The organism is Mycobacterium innocens (assembly GCF_900566055.1).
Lineage (GTDB): Bacteria > Actinomycetota > Actinomycetes > Mycobacteriales > Mycobacteriaceae > Mycobacterium > Mycobacterium innocens.
This window is the reverse complement of record NZ_UPHQ01000276.1, coordinates 73,315-89,859: the sequence shown is the minus strand read 5'-3', so window position 1 is coordinate 89,859 and position 16,545 is coordinate 73,315. Positions and strand designations below refer to the sequence as shown.

Annotated in this window: 18 protein-coding genes and 3 pseudogenes; 6 read left to right on the top strand and 15 right to left on the bottom strand. The window is 67.3% G+C overall.

Annotation, left to right across the window (positions count from 1 at the left end):
- From EET03_RS26935 to EET03_RS30510, 8 genes and pseudogenes are all read right to left on the bottom strand, one after another.
- Positions 1-156, bottom strand: a pseudogene (locus EET03_RS26935) (Rv3852 family protein); the annotation flags it as partial.
- A gap of 123 nt (positions 157-279) precedes the next feature.
- Positions 280-624, bottom strand: coding sequence for a hypothetical protein (locus tag EET03_RS32830; protein WP_075544649.1), 345 nt, complete (start codon positions 622-624; stop codon positions 280-282).
- A 15-nt stretch (positions 625-639) separates the two neighbouring features.
- Entirely contained in the window at positions 640-1,296 is a 657-nt protein-coding gene (locus EET03_RS26925) for a DUF6474 family protein (protein ID WP_075544648.1), read from the bottom strand.
- Between the two features lie 111 nt (positions 1,297-1,407).
- On the bottom strand, positions 1,408-1,806 hold the full coding sequence (locus EET03_RS26920) for a hypothetical protein (protein WP_036395231.1): 399 nt from the start codon (positions 1,804-1,806) through the stop codon (positions 1,408-1,410).
- A gap of 502 nt (positions 1,807-2,308) precedes the next feature.
- Positions 2,309-2,974 (bottom strand): annotated as a pseudogene (locus EET03_RS26915) (TMEM165/GDT1 family protein); the annotation flags it as partial.
- Between the two features lie 251 nt (positions 2,975-3,225).
- Positions 3,226-3,759, bottom strand: a complete 534-nt coding sequence (locus EET03_RS26905) for a hypothetical protein (RefSeq protein WP_023368897.1) — start codon at positions 3,757-3,759, stop codon at positions 3,226-3,228.
- 221 nt (positions 3,760-3,980) lie between these two features.
- Positions 3,981-4,604 (bottom strand): superoxide dismutase, encoded by a 624-nt coding sequence (locus EET03_RS26900; protein WP_075544646.1) that lies wholly within the window; start codon positions 4,602-4,604, stop codon positions 3,981-3,983.
- A gap of 162 nt (positions 4,605-4,766) precedes the next feature.
- A complete protein-coding gene (locus EET03_RS30510) occupies positions 4,767-4,922 on the bottom strand; it encodes a hypothetical protein (protein WP_167470708.1) in 156 nt (51 codons plus the stop codon).
- Between the two features lie 632 nt (positions 4,923-5,554).
- On the opposite strand from EET03_RS30510, the gene EET03_RS26895 reads away from it, so the two are divergent.
- Positions 5,555-6,601: a DUF4328 domain-containing protein gene (locus tag EET03_RS26895; RefSeq protein WP_082274867.1), complete on the top strand. Its 1,047-nt coding sequence runs from the start codon at positions 5,555-5,557 to the stop codon at positions 6,599-6,601.
- A 5-nt stretch (positions 6,602-6,606) separates the two neighbouring features.
- Positions 6,607-7,431: a glycerophosphodiester phosphodiesterase gene (locus EET03_RS26890; RefSeq protein ID WP_063473087.1), complete on the top strand. Its 825-nt coding sequence runs from the start codon at positions 6,607-6,609 to the stop codon at positions 7,429-7,431.
- Positions 7,432-7,442: 11 nt separating this feature from the next.
- Here EET03_RS26890 and EET03_RS26885 read toward each other — a convergent pair whose 3' ends face one another.
- From EET03_RS26885 to EET03_RS26875, 3 genes are all read right to left on the bottom strand, one after another.
- Complete coding sequence (locus EET03_RS26885) at positions 7,443-7,988, bottom strand: ferritin (RefSeq protein ID WP_023368892.1); 546 nt, start codon at positions 7,986-7,988, stop codon at positions 7,443-7,445.
- A 202-nt stretch (positions 7,989-8,190) separates the two neighbouring features.
- Complete coding sequence (locus EET03_RS26880) at positions 8,191-9,432, bottom strand: LCP family protein (protein ID WP_099193845.1); 1,242 nt, start codon at positions 9,430-9,432, stop codon at positions 8,191-8,193.
- A 52-nt stretch (positions 9,433-9,484) separates the two neighbouring features.
- Complete coding sequence (locus EET03_RS26875; protein ID WP_063473023.1) at positions 9,485-10,291, bottom strand: DUF2470 domain-containing protein; 807 nt, start codon at positions 10,289-10,291, stop codon at positions 9,485-9,487.
- Between the two features lie 88 nt (positions 10,292-10,379).
- On the opposite strand from EET03_RS26875, the gene pheA reads away from it, so the two are divergent.
- Both pheA and EET03_RS26865 read left to right on the top strand, forming a co-directional pair.
- Complete coding sequence (pheA, locus tag EET03_RS26870) at positions 10,380-11,327, top strand: prephenate dehydratase (RefSeq protein WP_075544644.1); 948 nt, start codon at positions 10,380-10,382, stop codon at positions 11,325-11,327.
- Entirely contained in the window at positions 11,324-12,022 is a 699-nt protein-coding gene (locus EET03_RS26865; protein WP_075544643.1) for a histidine phosphatase family protein, read from the top strand. Before pheA ends, EET03_RS26865 begins: the two co-directional genes overlap by 4 nt.
- On the opposite strand, the gene EET03_RS32075 is transcribed toward EET03_RS26865, so the two are convergent.
- From EET03_RS32075 to EET03_RS26850, 3 genes and pseudogenes are all read right to left on the bottom strand, one after another.
- Positions 11,999-12,214 (bottom strand): hypothetical protein, encoded by a 216-nt coding sequence (locus EET03_RS32075; RefSeq protein ID WP_081255140.1) that lies wholly within the window; start codon positions 12,212-12,214, stop codon positions 11,999-12,001. The genes EET03_RS26865 and EET03_RS32075 overlap by 24 nt on opposite strands.
- Positions 12,211-12,630: pseudogene (locus EET03_RS26855) on the bottom strand (metallopeptidase family protein). The gene EET03_RS32075 and the pseudogene EET03_RS26855 overlap by 4 nt, the downstream one beginning before the upstream one ends.
- A 3-nt stretch (positions 12,631-12,633) precedes the next feature.
- Positions 12,634-13,989, bottom strand: a complete 1,356-nt coding sequence (locus tag EET03_RS26850) for a septum formation family protein (protein WP_063473027.1) — start codon at positions 13,987-13,989, stop codon at positions 12,634-12,636.
- Positions 13,990-14,100: 111 nt separating this feature from the next.
- On the opposite strand from EET03_RS26850, the gene serS reads away from it, so the two are divergent.
- Complete coding sequence (gene serS, locus EET03_RS26845; RefSeq protein ID WP_063473028.1) at positions 14,101-15,357, top strand: serine--tRNA ligase; 1,257 nt, start codon at positions 14,101-14,103, stop codon at positions 15,355-15,357.
- On the opposite strand, the gene EET03_RS26840 is transcribed toward serS, so the two are convergent.
- Complete coding sequence (locus EET03_RS26840; protein WP_063473029.1) at positions 15,354-15,833, bottom strand: DUF2834 domain-containing protein; 480 nt, start codon at positions 15,831-15,833, stop codon at positions 15,354-15,356. The genes serS and EET03_RS26840 overlap by 4 nt on opposite strands.
- Positions 15,834-15,901: 68 nt before the next feature.
- Between EET03_RS26840 and EET03_RS32070 the strand changes: the two genes are divergently transcribed.
- Entirely contained in the window at positions 15,902-16,528 is a 627-nt protein-coding gene (locus EET03_RS32070; protein WP_063473030.1) for a TetR/AcrR family transcriptional regulator, read from the top strand.
- The last annotated feature ends 17 nt before the right edge of the window (positions 16,529-16,545 follow it).

Genomic DNA, 16,545 nt, shown 5'->3' with positions numbered 1-16,545 from the left:
CCGCCAAGAAAACGCCGGCGAAAAAGGCGCCGGCGTTTTCTTGGCGGGCGCTTTTTTGGCGGGGGCTTTCGCGGCCTTCTTGGCGGGTTGCTTCTTGGCCGGTGGTCTCGGTGTGCCGTCGGGTTCGCCGTCGGGTCGATCCTGCGGGTCTGCCATGCGGCCGCTCCTTTGCAGCTTCTCTGTTTGCCTGGGGTCGCTCACTGGGTTGCGAAGCACTCGGGTCCCATCATGCCAGGACCCGGTATGCCGCCATCTCGGCTACCTGGGCGCGCGGGCGGGCTAGGGGCGGCGCCGCAGCGCCCACAGTGCTCCGGCGGCCACCGCGGCTATCGCACCGACCGCGAAAGGCCAGGTAGGAATGTCGGCGTCGGTACTCGCCCGGGCTACCGTCACCGGGTAGCTGTCGCGCAGGTGTGGCCGCCCGGTCACGGCGGGGCCGGTCATCTCCGGCTCGGCGGTAGGCCACCCGGTGCCCGGATGCTGGATGCCGGTCAGGTTTACCCGGGTCGAACCAGCGGACGCCCGGACGGGGTCACCGCAGGCGCCATCCACCGTCAGGGGCGCGGCGATCGTCAGGGCGACCAGCAGCAGGGCTGACCACGCGACACCGAGCAGCTGCTTCATGATCGCCGGCCCATCTCAGGCCAGCCCCAGCCGGGCCATCAGGTCGGCCTCGATGCCGTCGAGCTGTGAGGAGATCGCGGTGTGGGCGGCCCGGCGCCGCTGCGCAGGCATGTTCTCCGCGGCTGTGATGGCCGCTGCCAGCTCGGCGAGCCGTTCGCTGATGGCCGCGACGAATTGTTTGGTCTCCGCGTCCTTCGGCTTCTTCTCCTGGACCATCCGCAGCGACTGCTCCGACCCGGCGATCCTGGCCGACAGCCGGGCGCCGTGCCCGGAGAATTGTCCAACCTGAGCCAGTGGAACCCCGAGTTGGTCGGCACGACGCTGATCGATCAGCCCGCGCGCGGCAATGGCCGCGCGGTATATCACCGGCGCCAATATCGGGGCCAACAGCCGCGACACCGTCAGCGCCCGGCGGATTCGGGTGGGCGACAGCAACTTACCCTCGCGCTCGGCTTTGAGCTGGGTCTCGGCGACCTTCAGTGCCGCACGATCGCTGTCCCGCTGCGCCTTGAGCTGCGCCTTGAGGGCCTTGTCCGCCGCTTTGCGCTCGTACTTGAGGCGACGCGCCGCGTTCTTCGCCGACAGCTTGGCCTCGAGCTTGGCGCGGGCCTTGATCGCACGGGCTTCGGCGCGACGAATCGCCCGGCTCTTTCGCTTGCGGAACAGGCCCATTCCCGGCCGCCTCCCGGTTCTCGTGGACTATCGCGGTGCGTGCGCGATCGTTGGGCCAACCCTAATCCGCGTTGTGCGTGGGCAACCCGTCAGGTCGGTGGCTGCCGGCTGTTACGCGTCGAGCCGTTCCGCGCGGCGCAGTTCGTCGATCCGGTCGACGATTTCTTGCTGCGCCTGCGCCGACAACCCATGGGAGCGCTCCGCGATGCGGCGCACGCCGTCGTCCCGCATCGCGGCTAGCCACTGCAATTCCTTGTCGATTTTCGCGTAGTAGTCGTCGTCGGTGAAATAGGCCGCCCTGATGCGGAAGAAGTTGGCAAGGGCGGCCATGGTCGCCGACGACGGGTTGGTGCGGTTGCCCGAGCGTAGCTGGGACAGGTAGGGAGCCGACATCGTGATGCCCTCCGCCTTGAGCGCGGCGATCACCTCCGCGGAGGTGTGCGGCCCGCGTCCGGGTGGATACACCGTGTCGAACAGACGGTTCAGGCGGGCAGCGAACGTCGTGCTCATCGATATGACCTCCACCGGGCTGCAAGATCGAACGGTTACCTATCTTTATTTGCTGATCATGGTAGCGACAGTTATGTCCACAACCAAGTGCAAACCTGAGCGGATTGGGTGCCAGCGTGCTGGAGGCGCGATCAGGATGCCCTTGACGAGCGTCCAACCGATTCGGTGAGGTGTCCACAGAATGAACGGATTTCACAGGCTATCCGCAGAATACATCGCGTGGGGGCGCTCGGCGAGCCGTCGGGCAGGGCGTCCGGCACCGGTGTACGCGCACCTCGACAGGTGAATGCATTCAATGTCGGGCAACCCAACGTCTAACGGCGCAGTGCTCGGCCGCTCCTTTGCTGTCGAGCTCCACTGCGGGGCGGGGCGCAGACCGGCGGCGTCGCCGCCGGTCCACCGGCGCTGCCCGCAAGCGGTCGTCGGCATCGCCGAACCGTACGGGGTCCGGTAGGTGCCGTTCAGCAGAGGCTCAACCGGGCTGGGCGGACCTCGTGGTCACCGCGGAGGCATTGCGGCGGCGCCGAAGAGTTTGCGCCGTAACCCCGGCCGCCGCGACGATCGCCACCGCCGCCGTCACGCCGATGGCGACCGAGCGCCACCCGAGTGCGCCGTCGAACAGCATCCACAAGCCGAACAGCAGGAACAACAGGCTGGCCAGCACATGCAGCAGCTGCTCGGGCAGCCGCTGGTGCAGCAGTAGTCCCGCACCGATTGCCAGGCCGTCGGCCAAGATCATGCCCAGCGTGGAGCCGATCCACACACCGACCCAGTCGTGATCGCTGGCCAGAGTCACCGTCGCCAGCGTCGTCTTGTCGCTGAGCTCGGCCAGCACGAACGATGACACCACGGTGAGCAGCGCGAACCGTGGGCGGGGCGGAGTCGCGGGCTTGTCGTCACCGGCCGCGCCTTCTCGCCAGGCCCACACCGCGAAAAGCAGGAACGCGATCGCGCCCGCGAAAGCCATCGGCCGCGCAGGGAGTGTGGCGCCCAGGAAGTGGCCGATCGCCACCGAGACCCCGTGCACCGTGAAAGACGCGATCGCTACGCCGGCCATCACCACCCACCAGCGGAACCGCAGCGCATAGGTCATGGTCACGAGTTGGGATCTGTCGCCGAGTTCGGCGACGAAAACCACCCCGAGACTCAGGAGTGTGGCTGCGAGCATTTGGGACGACCTTTCGACACGTGGTCGATGACGCGCGGTCATCGAACATCGGTCGAAGGTCTCGCCCACCGTCTGCTCGACGGTTCGCCGGCCGGGCTTTCACCAGTATGTCGACCCGACGATTCGGGGCTACTCCCCTTCGCTAACGAACCCCAGGTTAGCGGCCGGTTTCCGGGCGCGCTAGGGCGACGAAGGAGTTCGGCCAGCCGCATTCTCGGATTCGCGGCCCGAAACTATGGTTTCGAATTGGCTTATGCGGCAAGCAGCATCGCCAGGATCGCCGTGTCGGGATGGCTGATCGGATCGACACCGACGCGACTCACCATTGACGTGATGGTGCCGTCCGCTTCGGCCTCCACCCAGGCGGCCCGGTGCTCCAGACCCAGGTGCGGCAACCCGGGCAGCAGGACACAGCCCGACGCTGCGCCGGTGCATTCCGGCAGCGACGGCGTCGTTTCCGAGGGCGGATGCAACATCAGCAATGCCGGCGGCTGATGATCGGCGAAATATCCGGGTCGGATGGCGGATTCGCCGAACACCGTGCCCTCGGCCAGCACTAGGCCGACGGTTCCGGGTGCGGGTTCGTCGGGTAATTCTTCGCGGGCACCGAATACGGTTGTCGTGGAAAGCAGTCCGGGCCACGACGCGACCCGGACGGCGACCATCAGCAGCTGCGCCCATTCCTTGGTCGAATCAGGCCAGCGTCCAGAGATGACAAACCCTTTCAGGGCACCACGAGAATGAAAGGGAGCAACCCCTATTGGTCTATCTGACCCAGCATTCATCCCGCCCTCCGATGCCTCCATCCGAAATAACCACGCTGGTAGCTCGAACAACCGTCTAGTTTCAATAATCAAGCATGCGCGGGGATTTGGCGCTGCGCAACCCGACACGGCTAACGCCTTGCCACGTTCGCGGTGTCATCGAGATGTCGCGATATCGAACCGGCCAAAGATCTGGGCGCCGCGCAATAGTGCGCGGCGCCCAGGCCCTGAAAATGTTGGAGTCAGCCGAAGATCAGGCCCTGCGTTTTCGAGGTGGCGGCCTCGTAGCGCGTCTGCACGTCGGCCCAGTTCACGACATTCCAGAATGCTTTGGCGAAGTCGACCTTGACATTCTTGTACTGGAGGTAGAAGGCGTGTTCCCACATGTCGAGCAGCAGTAACGGAATGATTCCGAGCGGAAAGTTCGTCTGGTGGTCGTAGACCTGGAATATCAGCAGCTTGTTGCCGAGAGTGTCCCAGCCCAGCGCCGCCCAGCCCGACCCCTGCACCGTGGTGGCGGCGGCGTGGAATTGGGCACGAAACTTGTCGAAGGATCCGAACGCCTCGTCGATGGCCGCGGCGAGTTCGCCGGTCGGCTTGTCGCCTCCGTTGGGAGAAAGGTTCTTCCACCAGATCGTGTGGTTGACATGGCCGGCGAGGTTGAAAGCCAAATTCTTCTCGTTCAGCAAGATCGCTGAGTGGTCTTCCTTGGCGCGCGCCTCTTCGAGTTTGGCGACCGCATCGTTGGCGCCCTTGACGTAGGTGGCGTGGTGCTTACTGTGGTGAAGTTCATTGATCTGACCCGAGATGTGTGGTTCCAGCGCCCCGTAGTCCCAATCCAGATCGGGCAAAGCGTATTCAGCCACGGCATTCCCTCCTTCAATCGTCTGACACGTCATTCGCGTGGGTTCCGCCACGCGGCGGGCTGACGTAGTCAACCCTGCTGCATGACCGCGCGCGCCGCAAGAACAGCCCCCATCATCGGGAACGGCTTGAACAGTTCCCTGGGATACCCGGGCGGCGGGGACTTAATACACAACCAGGAGGACCAGCACCGCGAGCAGCGCAAGCGCGATCAGTCCGGCACGAAGGGCGGCGATGACATACGCGTGGTTCCAGGCGGGCGAGCCCGAGCGCGAATTCGACGGTGGCGTCGACCCCGGACCGTAGGAGTGTGTCGCCATCAAACGCCTTCCACCTGCAGGGTCATCCCGCCTCAGTGAGGTGAGTCACAATGAACATCGCGTCGGAGATCATAACGCCTGGTGCACAGGTTGAAAAATTCGGCGACGAACAACCCCGGCAGTGCCGCGGTGTAATGGCCATGTGATGGCAAGACCGCTCCTGCGGGCGGTCGAAACCGCTGCCCGCCGGCCCCGTGGGTGAGTCGGGCCGGACGAACCTCTGACGGTGCGCCACCGCAGCGCCGGCAGGTCGCGTGACCAGAGGACGGCGGCGCTTCGCCCGACTGAGCCCCGCACTTCGCTCGCGACGCCGCCGGGCTGTCGATCGGCGCGTCCCGGGAGCGCCATGTTATCCACAGTTCGACGCGAACCGGGCCGATAGAGGTGGCATCGAGACGGACCGCCGGCTGTGGATAAAGCTGTGGAAACTGTGGATAGGTCGCGGGTGGGCCTTAGTAGCTGTCCAGGTCCTGTCCAGGTTCTGTCCAGGTCCGTCCAGGGGTCGCGCAGACTGCCTCGTCGGGGCCCGGGCCGCCGCGGTCCCGCTCTGTCCCGCGCACGCAAGGTGGCTTCCCCGATCCGGTTTGACGCCGTGCTGTGCCGTGGCGTCGACAGGCTATTAGGCTGGTCCGGTGATCCAGGTGTGCTCCCAGTGCGGCACTCGGTGGAACGTCCGCGATCGTCAGCGGGTGTGGTGTCCACGTTGCCGGGGGACCCTGATGGCGCCGCTGGCCGACCCGTCGGCGGGCGACCCGCGGTGGCGTTCGCCGGTGGGCCCTCAGCCGGCGCCCCACCTCATGCAGCGCACTCCGGCGCGGCTCCCACCCGGGTTTCGATGGATCGCGGTACGCCCGGGCGCCCCGCCGCCACCGCGGACCTGGCGACGATTCCGCGGGCCCACGCCGCGCTATGCCGTGATGCCGCGATGGGGTCTGGCGGACCGACTCCCTTCGACCGCGCCTTCGCCCGCGGCGATACCGGAAAGGTCCGGGCCGGCCGCACCGACGGTGCGGTCCGTGCTGTTCGCCACGATCGTGGTGCTCGGCATCGCCGCGCTGGTCTATGCGGTGCGATACGTGCTGCTCATCGTGAACCGCAGCCTATTGCTGAACTCCCTGGTGGCCGGCGCCGCGCTGTGGCTGGGGGTGCTGGCCAGCGTGGCCGCGCTCGTTGCGATGATCGGCTGTTTCGTCGTGCTGATTCGCTGGCTGATCGGTCGTCGGGCCGCCGCCTTCGGGCATCAGGGCCTGCCCGAGCACCGCTCGTCGCGGCAGTTGTGGGCCGGCTGTCTGCTGCCGTTGGCCAACGTGTTCTGGGCGCCGGTGTACGTCATCGAACTGGCGGTGGTCGAAGACCACTACCAGCGGCTGCGCCGTCCCATCGTGGTGTGGTGGATCGTCTGGGTGGTCAGCAACGCGGTGTCGATCTTCGCCATCGCTACCAGCTTTTCCAGCGACGCCCAGGGCATCGCCAACAACACGGTTATGGCGGTCGTTGGCTACGCGTTGGCCGCAGCCGCCGTGGCCGCTGCCGGGCGGGTCTTCGAAGGGTTCGAGCGCAGACCGGTCGAACGGCCGGCGCACCGGTGGCTCGTGGTCCGCCCGGATGGCCCGCCCCGGCAACCAACCCCGGCAGCTGCCGGTGCAGTTGAGCTGCAAGGGCAAGAACCGGCAGCATAATGGGCATGACCTGGGCCGACGAGGTGATCGCCGGGCACCCGTTTGTGGTTGCCCACCGCGGCGCGTCCGCTGCTCGACCGGAACACACGCTGGCCGCGTACGACTTGGCGCTCAAGGAGGGCGCCGACGGCGTGGAATGTGACGTGCGGCTAACCCGTGACGGCCACCTCGTCTGTGTGCACGACCGGCGCTTGGACCGGACCTCGACTGGAGTCGGGCTGGTCAGCACGATGACGTTGGCCGAGCTACGCGAGCTGGAATACGGCGCCTGGCACGAAAGCTGGTGTCCGGACGGCACTCACGGCGACACCAGCCTGCTGACCCTGGACGCGTTAGTCGCGCTGGTGCTGGACTGGAACCGGCCGGTGAAGATCTTCATCGAGACCAAACACCCCGTCCGATACGGTTCGCTGGTCGAAAACAAAGTGCTGGCACTTCTGCACCGCTTCGGCATCGCCGCACCCGCCTCCGCCGACCGGTCGCGCGCCGTCGTGATGTCGTTCTCGGCCGCGGCGGTCTGGCGGATCCGGCGGGCCGCGCCGCTGTTGCCGACGGTGCTGCTCGGCAAGACCGGACGGTACCTCGCCAGCAGCGCGGCCACCGCCGTCGGGGCGACTGCGGTGGGACCGTCGCTGCCGGCGTTGAAGGACTACCCGCAACTCGTCGACCGTGCGGCCGCCCAGGGACGGGCGGTTTACTGCTGGAACGTCGATGAATACGACGACGTCGAATTCTGCCGTGAGGTCGGGGTGGCGTGGATGGCTACTCACCACCCCGCCCGCACGAAGGCCTGGCTACAGCAGGGGCGCGCCGGCCGGGCCGGCGGCTAGAGGGCCGGCGGCTAGAGGCTACCGCCGGCGGCACGGGGGGCGCCTGAGGCGGAGGGCGCCCGGCCCACCTCGCGGGCGACGAAGTTCTCGAGCTCGAACAGGTTGGATCCGGCCCGATCGGCAATCCGCAGCAGGGTGGACATCAGCGACATCTCTTCAACCTGTTCCTGCAGGAACCACTGCATGAACTGCTCGCCGAGGAAGTCGCCCTCGTCGCGGGCCACCGCGGCCAGCCGACTGACCTGGTCGGTGACGGCACGCTCCTGGTCGAGTGCCAGCGCCAGCGCGTCGCGCGGTTTGTCGAACTGGTTTCGGACGGTGTCGACGCCCGGGATTTCGACGCGAAGGCCGCGCTCGAGCAGATGTTGCACCAGCATCATCGCGTGATTGCGCTCTTCGACCGCCTGGCCATAGAAATGCTTCGCCAATTGCGGCAAGTCCTCGCTGTCGAAATAGACCGCGATCGCAATATATTGCTGCGCGGTGGTGAATTCGTTGAAGATTTGCTCCTGCATTAACGCATGGAATTTGGTCTTGTGGCCGTCGTAGTCAGTCATTAGGTCAGATTAACGCAGGTAGAACCTGGTCCGCAACGAAGGCATCACTTAGTGAGGAAAGCTTTTCCTAAGTGCTGTGGAGACCGTCAATAACGCTCTTTATCAGGCCAGGTTTGCCTAACTAAAATAACTCCGGTAGGCGTTATTGCGGGTGGCCCTAGCACAAACGATGCGTGACATCTCTCGACACCCGGTGAAGTCACTATGGTTGCCCGTCGATCGCGGAAGCCGGCACCGGAGCGTCCGAAGCGAGCGCATCGAACAATTCCCGGGCCGCGTCGTGATTCCATACCACCACCGAGCCGACGTCGCTGTCGGTGAACTCGCCGATCGGAACCGTCAGCGCGGTGGTGTGTCCGTGCAGCGCCCATCCCAGGCGGGCCAGGTCGAAGACATGGGTGTCCCGGTCGACGGTCAGCGCCCCGGCGGCTGCGTGTGGCACCGCGTACCAACGCCATGGGTTGAGCCATACCGCGGGGCTGGCCGCGCGGTGCAGCAGCGCTGCCATGAACTGGCGTTGGTTGAGCATGCGGTCCAGATCGGCCCGCGGTGTCGCGCGAGACCGGACGTAACCCAACGCCCGTCGGCCGTCCAGTTGTTGACAGCCGGCCGGCAGGTCGACACCGGCCAATGGATCGCTGATCGGCTCGCTCAGGCAGACGCTGACCCCGCCCAGCGCGTCGACCAGCTCGGCGAAGCCGCCGAATCCAACCTCGGCGTAATGGTCGACGCGCAAGCCGGTGGCCTGCTCGACGGTCTGCACCAGTAAGGGCGCACCACCGGTCACGAACGCGGCGTTGATCTTGTCGCGACCGTGACCGGGTATCGGCACCGAGGAGTCGCGCGGTATCGACACCAACGTCGTCGGGGTGCTCGACCCGAACCCCGGCACGTGCACCAGCAGGATGGTGTCGGTGCGTCCGGTGCCGACGTCGCCGCCGGTGGCGAGGTTCTGCTGTTGCTCGGCGGTGAGGTCCTGGCGGGTGTCGGAACCGACAAGCAGCCAGTTCGTGCCGCGGCCGCCTCCGGGGCGGTCGGTGTAGTCGCTGAACACCGGCTCGCGGCGCAGCGACGTGTCCAGCCACAGCGCACCGCCGAGGATGCCCGCCCCGGCCAGTAACAGAACGACCAGCACACTGAGTGTCACGATCCTGCCCCAGCGCCGCCGCCTGACCCGGTTGTGGCGCGCTTTCGGCGCTACCGGCCGCGGGGGCGGTGTCGACGCGGCGGGACCGCGCTGCCGTCTGAGCCGGACTGGCCGGACTGTCGGGGATGGCGGGGGGTCAGTCGTCGCCGGTGCGGGTTCGGGTTCGGGCCGGGGTCTGCCCGGTGGCCGCGGTGGCGGGTTTTCGCGACGGATGACCTGTGACGGCTCCGGTTGCGCCGGCCGGTGATGCACCGGTCTTCGGGGTCTCCCGGGCTCCGGTGATCGATCGCCGTTCACCTGGACAACGTACGTGGCCGGACCCGGCAATGTAGTCGGCCGCGACGACGTGCTACGAAGCGCGGCGCCGCCGGGCGCGCAACCCGTTGACGAAGGGGCACCCCATCAACACCCGGATGGCCTGCCCCAGCCCGTTCATGTCGTCCACCGGCCGGTGGAACGGCAGCCGGATGTCACGGTCGCCGTGGTCGCCTTCGACCCGAAATTGCACACCGTACCGGTCGAGGCCCAGGGGACGGATCGGTCCGCGCCGCCATTGGGCCGGCAGCCGGGAGACCAACCGGGCGACGACGTCGCCATGGACGGTCGCCAGGTGCCACAGCAACGTGGATTCGATCTCGCAGAACGGGTCCGGCCGGGCGGCCAGCAGGTCCGCGACACTGACCGGCGAGGCTCCGGTGGTGTCGGTCACGACCACCGATTCGGTCTCCAGCCGCAGCAATGCGTACTGGTTCTGCTGCCGGAGGGCGGGGCCGGATCGGGGAGTCTCGACCTGCAGCAGGGCCGGGTCCGGGTTCTCGGTGGCGATCGTGTCCAGCACCGAGGTAACCGCTCCCCACGGGACCCGCTGCAGGCGGCCGCGGATCCACACCAGCGATCGGACCGGCTCGCGGACCGGCAGCGGGGCGTAGTCGGTGAGCTCGAGTAGGGCCTGAGATCCGCAGCCGGGCCCGTAACCGCCCGCGGCGGCGCGGTCAGCGGGAACCGCCACGGCGAAGGAACCGTCGGACATCAAATGGTGCAGCGGCGCGGCTATCGGTTGGTCGGGCTCTACCGCCAGCAGGCCCGCGCCGGCCCGCGCGCAAATAGTGCGAATGCGCTCGGCGGTCGTGGGCGTCGGGCTGGTGATCGGAAACATCGCAGCGCTCCTCGAAATTAGGTAAGCCTAACTTAAGCCACTCGGCTCGTCCGTCGCAAGGACCTGATGCGCCACTAGTGTTGTCAGCGTGGTCTGCATCGCCTACCTCGGTCCGGAAGGGACGTTCACCGAGGCGGCGCTGCTGCAGATAACGGCCACCGGGCTGGTACCTAGCCGGCAAGCGGAGACGCCACAGCGGCTGCCGGTCGAAAGCACTCCCGCAGCTCTGGATGCCGTCCGGAACGGCACGGCGGATTTCGCTTGCGTGCCCATGGAGAACTCGATCGACGGGTCGCTGGCGCCCACTTTGGACAGCCTGGCCATCGGTTCGCCCCTGCAGGTGTTCGCCGAGACCACCCTCGACGTGGCCTTCAGCATCGTCGTTCGGCCCGGCCGCAGTGCCGCTGAGGTACGTACGCTGGCCGCTTTTCCGGTGGCGGCGGCACAGGTACGGCAATGGCTGAGCGCGCATCTGCCCGGCGTCGAGATGTGCCCGGCGTATTCGAATGCCGACGCGGCCCGCCAGGTGGCCGATGGCCGGGTCGACGCGGCTGTCACGTCGCCGCTGGCGGCCGCCCACTGGGCGTTGGCGGCGCTGGCCGACGGTGTCGTCGACGAATCCAGCGCCCGGACCCGTTTCGTGTTGATCGGCCGGCCGGCCCGACCGCCGGCGCGCACGGGAGCCGATCGCACCTCGGCGGTGTTGCGGATCGACAACGTGCCCGGCGCACTGGTGGAAGCGCTGACCGAGTTCGGCATGCGCGGCATCGACCTCACCCGGATCGAATCCCGGCCCACCCGCACCGAATTGGGCACCTACATGTTCTTCGTGGACTGCGTCGGCCACATCGACGACGACGCCGTTGCCGAGGCACTCAAGGCGTTGCACCGTCGTTGTGCTGATGTGCGATACCTGGGTTCCTGGCCGACGGGACAGGCCGTCGGCATGCAGCCGCCGCCACCCGACGATGCGTCGATCTGGCTGGCTCGGCTCCGGGAGGGCCAGCCGGACCCGGTCCGGGAGCCGGGGCGATGAGCGGTCGTCTGGTGCTGCTGCGGCATGGCCAGTCCCACGGCAACGTCGAGCGCCGGCTGGACACTCGGCCACCGGGCACGGCGTTGACGCCCCTGGGACGCGAACAAGCCCGCGCGTTCGCGCTCGGCGGCCCTGCCCGGCCGGTCCTGCTTGCGCACTCGGTCGCGGTCCGTGCGTCGGAAACGGCCGAGGTGATCGCTGCCGAGCTGGACTTGCCGCCGCTGCGGCTCGACGGTATCCACGAGGTCCAGGTGGGGGAGCTGGAAAATCGCAACGACGACCAGGCCGTCGCCGAATTCAACGCCATCTACGACCGTTGGCATCGCGGTGAATTGCATGTGCCGCTGCCCGGTGGTGAGTCCGGCGAAGACGTCTTGGATCGTTACGTGCCGGTGCTCACCGAACTACGGATGCGCTACCTGGACGACGCCGCCTGGGACGGTGACATCGTGGTCGTCAGCCATGGGGCGGCAATCCGGCTGACGTCGGCGGTGCTGGCCGGAGTCGACGGCAGCTTCGTGCTCGACAACCATTTGGGCAATGCCGAATGCGTGGTGCTGGCTCCGATCACCGACGGGCGGTGGAGTTGCGTGCAGTGGGGAACTCTCAAGCCGCCGTTCTACCCCGACCTCACGCAAGGCCCACCCACGCCAGTCATCGACGCGGTGACGTCAAGCACTGACCCGATGGGGTGATCCGACCCGTCCGTTAGGCGCGTCAGCGCATCGGCAGCCGACCGCGTCGCAGTCGATGACAAACGTGTGCACCGATATCTCGGGCCCGTCGCAGTCGGTTTCGGTGCATTCGGCCGGGCCCAGAGCATGACGAATGATGGTGCCGTGGCAGTGATAGACGCCTGTCCGGCAGTCGCGACAGACTGTGCTCATGAAGCGTTCTTAGCACCAGGGCCGGACAAATCCGGGATGCCGCGCCCGTCACCGGCCGGGTTCGGTCAGCCCCACCCCAGTTCGTCCAGCCGGGCATCGTCGATGCCGAAGTGGTGGGCGATCTCGTGGATCACCGTGATCGCCACCTGGTCGACGACTTCGTCGGCGGATTCGCAGACATCCAGCAGGGCGTCGCGGTAGATGGTGATCGCGTCCGGCAGTGTTCCGGCGTAATCGGAGTCGCGCTCGGTCAGCGCGATCCCCTCGTACAAGCCCAGCAGGTCGTGGTCGTCGGGGTGGCGGTCGGCGACCAAGATGACCACGTTGTCCATTGCGGCTGCCAGTTCGGGCGGGATGAGATCGAGTGCGTCGGAAACCAGTTCGTCGAACCGCTGCGGGTCCATCCGCACCGCCACGGGCTAACCTTCCGGCGCGGGCTCGGCGGGTGCGGGGGCCTCCGGTGCCGGGGCCGCCGGCGGCGCCCCGCCATCGGCCGGCGGGGCCTGGGTGGCCGGGGCAGCGGGCGCCTGGGTGGTGGCCGGGGCTGCGGGTGCGCGAGACGGTGTCACCACCGGCTGTTGATTGGGCAGGTGCTGGTTGCCCGGCGGCGTGACCGGAATCTCCTGGACCGGGGCCGCGGGTTGCGTGGCCGGCACCTGAACCGGGATCGGCGGCAGCGTGAGCCGCTCCTCGGGGATGTCGGGCGGCGGCATCGGGGGCTGGCCGTTGATCAGCAGCGGTCCCTTGGCGCTGTTCACCAACGTGGCCCAGCCGCCGTTGCCCAGGGTCGCACCGATGCTGCACGCGACCTCACGGCTCCCCGCCGACCAACTGGACAGCGACAGCGTCGGGTAGATCAGCGTCAACGTGGTGGTCCGCAGCTTGACGGGCGCCAGGTAGGCGTCCGTCATCCGGGTGCAGTTGTCCTTGATATACGCGTCCTGCTCGGGTTCGGCGGGCAGTGCGTTCGGGAACTTCTCGGCGAGGTTGACCGTGCCGGTCACCTCCATCGCGTGCGGGGCCGTGCAATCGACCGGAACATCGACCGGTTGGTTGGTGTTCGAGTCGATGGCCAGGCAGGTGCCGGCCGGCCAGACCTTGGACTGGTCGAGGTCGGCAACCTTGCCTTTGAACAGGGCCTGCTGATTGTTGGGGCCGGGCAACTGCAGGCCGCACAACATGCGGCGCTCGCCGGCTTGTCGCCACGCCCGGTCACCGGACCACAGCATGCTGATGGTGAACTTGCTGTTCGGATCGAACTTGGTGCCGAGGTAGCGGCGTACCGCGGCCTCGCACTGCTCCTGGCTGATTTGCTGGATGCGTGCCGGCGACGGGGGAGCGGCGTTGGGTCCGTACTCCGAACCGGGGAAGGTCCGCATGTCGATGGACTCGGCCACTTCGAACCGGTGGTCGTCGGAGCAGCTGACAATGGTCGCGGCCTCCGGCATGGCGTCGGGCCAGGTCAGGCAGTCGCCGCCGGTGGCTCGGTTGAAGGCGGCGTTGCTCTTGGCGCCGGTGCTGGGCACCGGATTGTTGTCGATGTCGCCGGCAAGGCGCCCGGGACCGGTGGTCACCGCGGGAATCGCGGTGACCAGTCCGGCAATCAACAGGGCACCCAAAGCGGTGAGCAGCAGCGCCCGCCGGGTCGCCGACGCCTGCAGAGCACGGGGCCAGCGGAAGCCCGCCCCCGGCGGGGTGGCTGCGGCGGTGCCGGTTCTGTCAGCTTGGGTGTCAGGTGGCAGTTGCTTCTGCGGCGCGTCCAACATCCGTTCCATTGTGACAGGGGCCGCCCGGTGGCGTTACCAATGTTGCTGATGTGATACCAGAGCCGGATGCTCGGCCAGCTGACGCCATCGGGCTGTGCGGTCAAAAGTAGTCTTGCGCCCGTGATCGACCTGAAGCTGCTCCGGGTAGACCCCGACGCCGTGCGCCGCTCCCAACTTAGTCGCGGCGAAGACCCGTCGCTGGTGGACGCCCTGTTGACGGCCGACGCCGCGCGGCGCAGCGTGATCGCGGCCGCGGATGCGCTGCGTGCCGAACAGAAGGCCGCCAGTAAGAGGGTGGGCGGCGCGTCGCCGGAGGAGCGGCCCGCGCTGCTGCAGCGCGCGAAAGACCTCGCCGAGCAGGTCAAGACCGCCGAAGCGAACCAAACCGAAACGGAGGCGGCCTTCACCGCGGCACACCTGGCGATCCCCAACGTGATTCTGGACGGCGTCCCCGCCGGCGGGGAGGACGACTACGCGGTGCTCGACGTCGTCGGCGAGCCCCCTCGGCTGGACGACCCGAAAGACCACCTGGAACTGGGCGAGGCGCTCGGTCTCATCGACATGCAGCGCGGCGCGAAGGTGTCCGGATCGCGGTTCTACTTCCTGACCGGGCGGGGTGCGCTGCTGCAGTTGGGGCTGCTGCAGCTGGCGCTGCGGCTGGCCGTCGACAACGGCTTCATCCCGATGATTCCGCCGGTGCTGGTGCGCCCGGAGGTGATGTCCGGCACCGGCTTCCTGGGCGCCCATGCCGAGGAGGTGTACCGGCTGGAGGCCGACGACCTCTACCTGGTGGGCACCTCGGAGGTGCCGCTGGCCGGCTACCATTCCGGCGAGATTCTGGACCTGTCCGCCGGGCCGCTGCGTTACGCGGGGTGGTCGTCGTGCTTCCGGCGCGAGGCCGGCAGCTACGGCAAGGACACCCGCGGCATCATCCGGGTGCACCAATTCGACAAGGTCGAGGGCTTCGTCTACTGCACACCCGGTGACGCTGAGTCCGAACATCAGCGGCTGCTGGGCTGGCAGCGCGAGATGCTGGCCCTGATCGAGGTGCCGTATCGGGTCATCGACGTGGCCGCGGGCGATCTCGGCTCATCGGCGGCGCGGAAGTTCGACTGCGAGGCGTGGGTTCCGACCCAGGGCGCCTACCGCGAGCTGACCTCGACGTCGAACTGCACCACCTTTCAGGCGCGCCGCCTGGCAATCCGCTACCGCGATGCCAACGGCAAGCCGCAGATCGCGGCGACGCTCAACGGCACGCTGGCCACCACCCGCTGGCTGGTCGCCATCCTGGAGAACCATCAGCAGCCCGACGGCAGTGTTCGGGTACCTTCGGCACTGGTCCCGTTTGTCGGTGCCGAGGTGCTCGAACCTCTCTAGACGTTGATGGTATGGCGCGATTGTTTGTGCCGGCGCTGGCGTTCGATGGTGGCGAAGTAGCAGGCGAGCGGGAAGGCAAAGCTGGTGAAGAAGCTGGCCACAAAGAACAGCCACGGACGCTTCAGACCTCGCCGATAGCCGTCGACGATGGTAAACACCGGTAGCAGAACGACATTCGCGATGAGGTAGTCCTGATTGCCGGAGCCCGCCGCCGGGTTTGCGAATTGCAGCCGAAGGAAGTTCGGGTAGCTGCCCGGTCCTGAGACCAGGTTGCCTTGACCGTGCGCGTCGAGCATGAAGTGGATGTTGAAGTACCAGCCCAACGCGATCGAGGCGATGCCGGCGGTGTAATACACACATTCCAGCGGCGAGAACCAGGGCCCGCCCGCCGGTTTCGCGTAGACCCTGGGGTTCGACGCCACGATCCAGGCGACGACGGCCAGCCCCAGTAGCGCGTGGACAACAAGCGACACCATGGCCGCAGTCTCACCGCGTCGGATAGTTTTGTCAATATTGTCATAACGATCCTTGGTACCTTACTGCCATGGTCCGGCCAGCTCAGACGGCGCGCAGCGAACGCACCCGGGAGGCATTGCGTCAAGCCGCGCTGGTGCGATTTCTGGCCCAGGGCGTGGCGGACACCTCGGCCGAACAGATCGCGGCGGACGCCGGGGTATCGCTGCGGACGTTCTACCGCCACTTTCACTCCAAGCACGATTTGTTGTTTGCCGACTACACCGGGCTGCACTGGTTTCGCACGGCCCTGGACGCCAGGCCGGCCGACGAGCCGATCATCGATTCCGTGCGGGCGGCCGTCTTCGCGTTTCCCTATGACGTGGAAGCCGTCACGAAAATCGCCGCGTTGCGGGGTGAGGAACTGGACCCCGGGCGCATCGTCCGGCACATTCGTGACGTCCAGGCCGACTTCGCCGAGGCAATCGCCGGGCAGCTGCAACGCCGTAGCTGCGTGGCTGACCCGACTCCGGACCAGCGGTTGCGGGTGGCGGTGACGGCGAGGTGTATCGCCGCGGCCGTGTTCGGCGCGATGGAGGTGTGGATGCTCGCTGACGAGCGGTCGCTCGGTGAGTTGGCGCGGATGTGTCATGCGGCGCTGGAATCGCTGCGGGCCGGTATCACCGAGGCGTGGGTTCTCGGCCAAGTTTCGTCATAATTGACAAAACATTGCAA

Bases quoted from the DNA above. Each gene is read 5' to 3' on its own strand.
- EET03_RS26850 (WP_063473027.1), bottom strand. From the start codon at position 13,989: ATGGAACGGATGTTGGACGCGCCGCAGAAGCAACTGCCACCTGACACC.
- EET03_RS26905 (WP_023368897.1), bottom strand. From the start codon at position 3,759: ATGAATGCTGGGTCAGATAGACCAATAGGGGTTGCTCCCTTTCATTCT.
- EET03_RS26840 (WP_063473029.1), bottom strand. From the start codon at position 15,833: ATGGTGTCGCTTGTTGTCCACGCGCTACTGGGGCTGGCCGTCGTCGCC.
- EET03_RS26875 (WP_063473023.1), bottom strand. From the start codon at position 10,291: ATGTTTCCGATCACCAGCCCGACGCCCACGACCGCCGAGCGCATTCGC.
- EET03_RS32070 (WP_063473030.1), top strand. From the start codon at position 15,902: ATGGTCCGGCCAGCTCAGACGGCGCGCAGCGAACGCACCCGGGAGGCA.
- EET03_RS26865 (WP_075544643.1), top strand. From the start codon at position 11,324: ATGAGCGGTCGTCTGGTGCTGCTGCGGCATGGCCAGTCCCACGGCAAC.
- EET03_RS26925 (WP_075544648.1), bottom strand. From the start codon at position 1,296: ATGGGCCTGTTCCGCAAGCGAAAGAGCCGGGCGATTCGTCGCGCCGAA.
- EET03_RS32830 (WP_075544649.1), bottom strand. From the start codon at position 624: ATGAAGCAGCTGCTCGGTGTCGCGTGGTCAGCCCTGCTGCTGGTCGCC.
- EET03_RS26890 (WP_063473087.1), top strand. From the start codon at position 6,607: ATGACCTGGGCCGACGAGGTGATCGCCGGGCACCCGTTTGTGGTTGCC.
- EET03_RS26885 (WP_023368892.1), bottom strand. From the start codon at position 7,988: ATGACTGACTACGACGGCCACAAGACCAAATTCCATGCGTTAATGCAG.
- EET03_RS30510 (WP_167470708.1), bottom strand. From the start codon at position 4,922: ATGGCGACACACTCCTACGGTCCGGGGTCGACGCCACCGTCGAATTCG.
- EET03_RS32075 (WP_081255140.1), bottom strand. From the start codon at position 12,214: ATGAGCACAGTCTGTCGCGACTGCCGGACAGGCGTCTATCACTGCCAC.
- EET03_RS26920 (WP_036395231.1), bottom strand. From the start codon at position 1,806: ATGAGCACGACGTTCGCTGCCCGCCTGAACCGTCTGTTCGACACGGTG.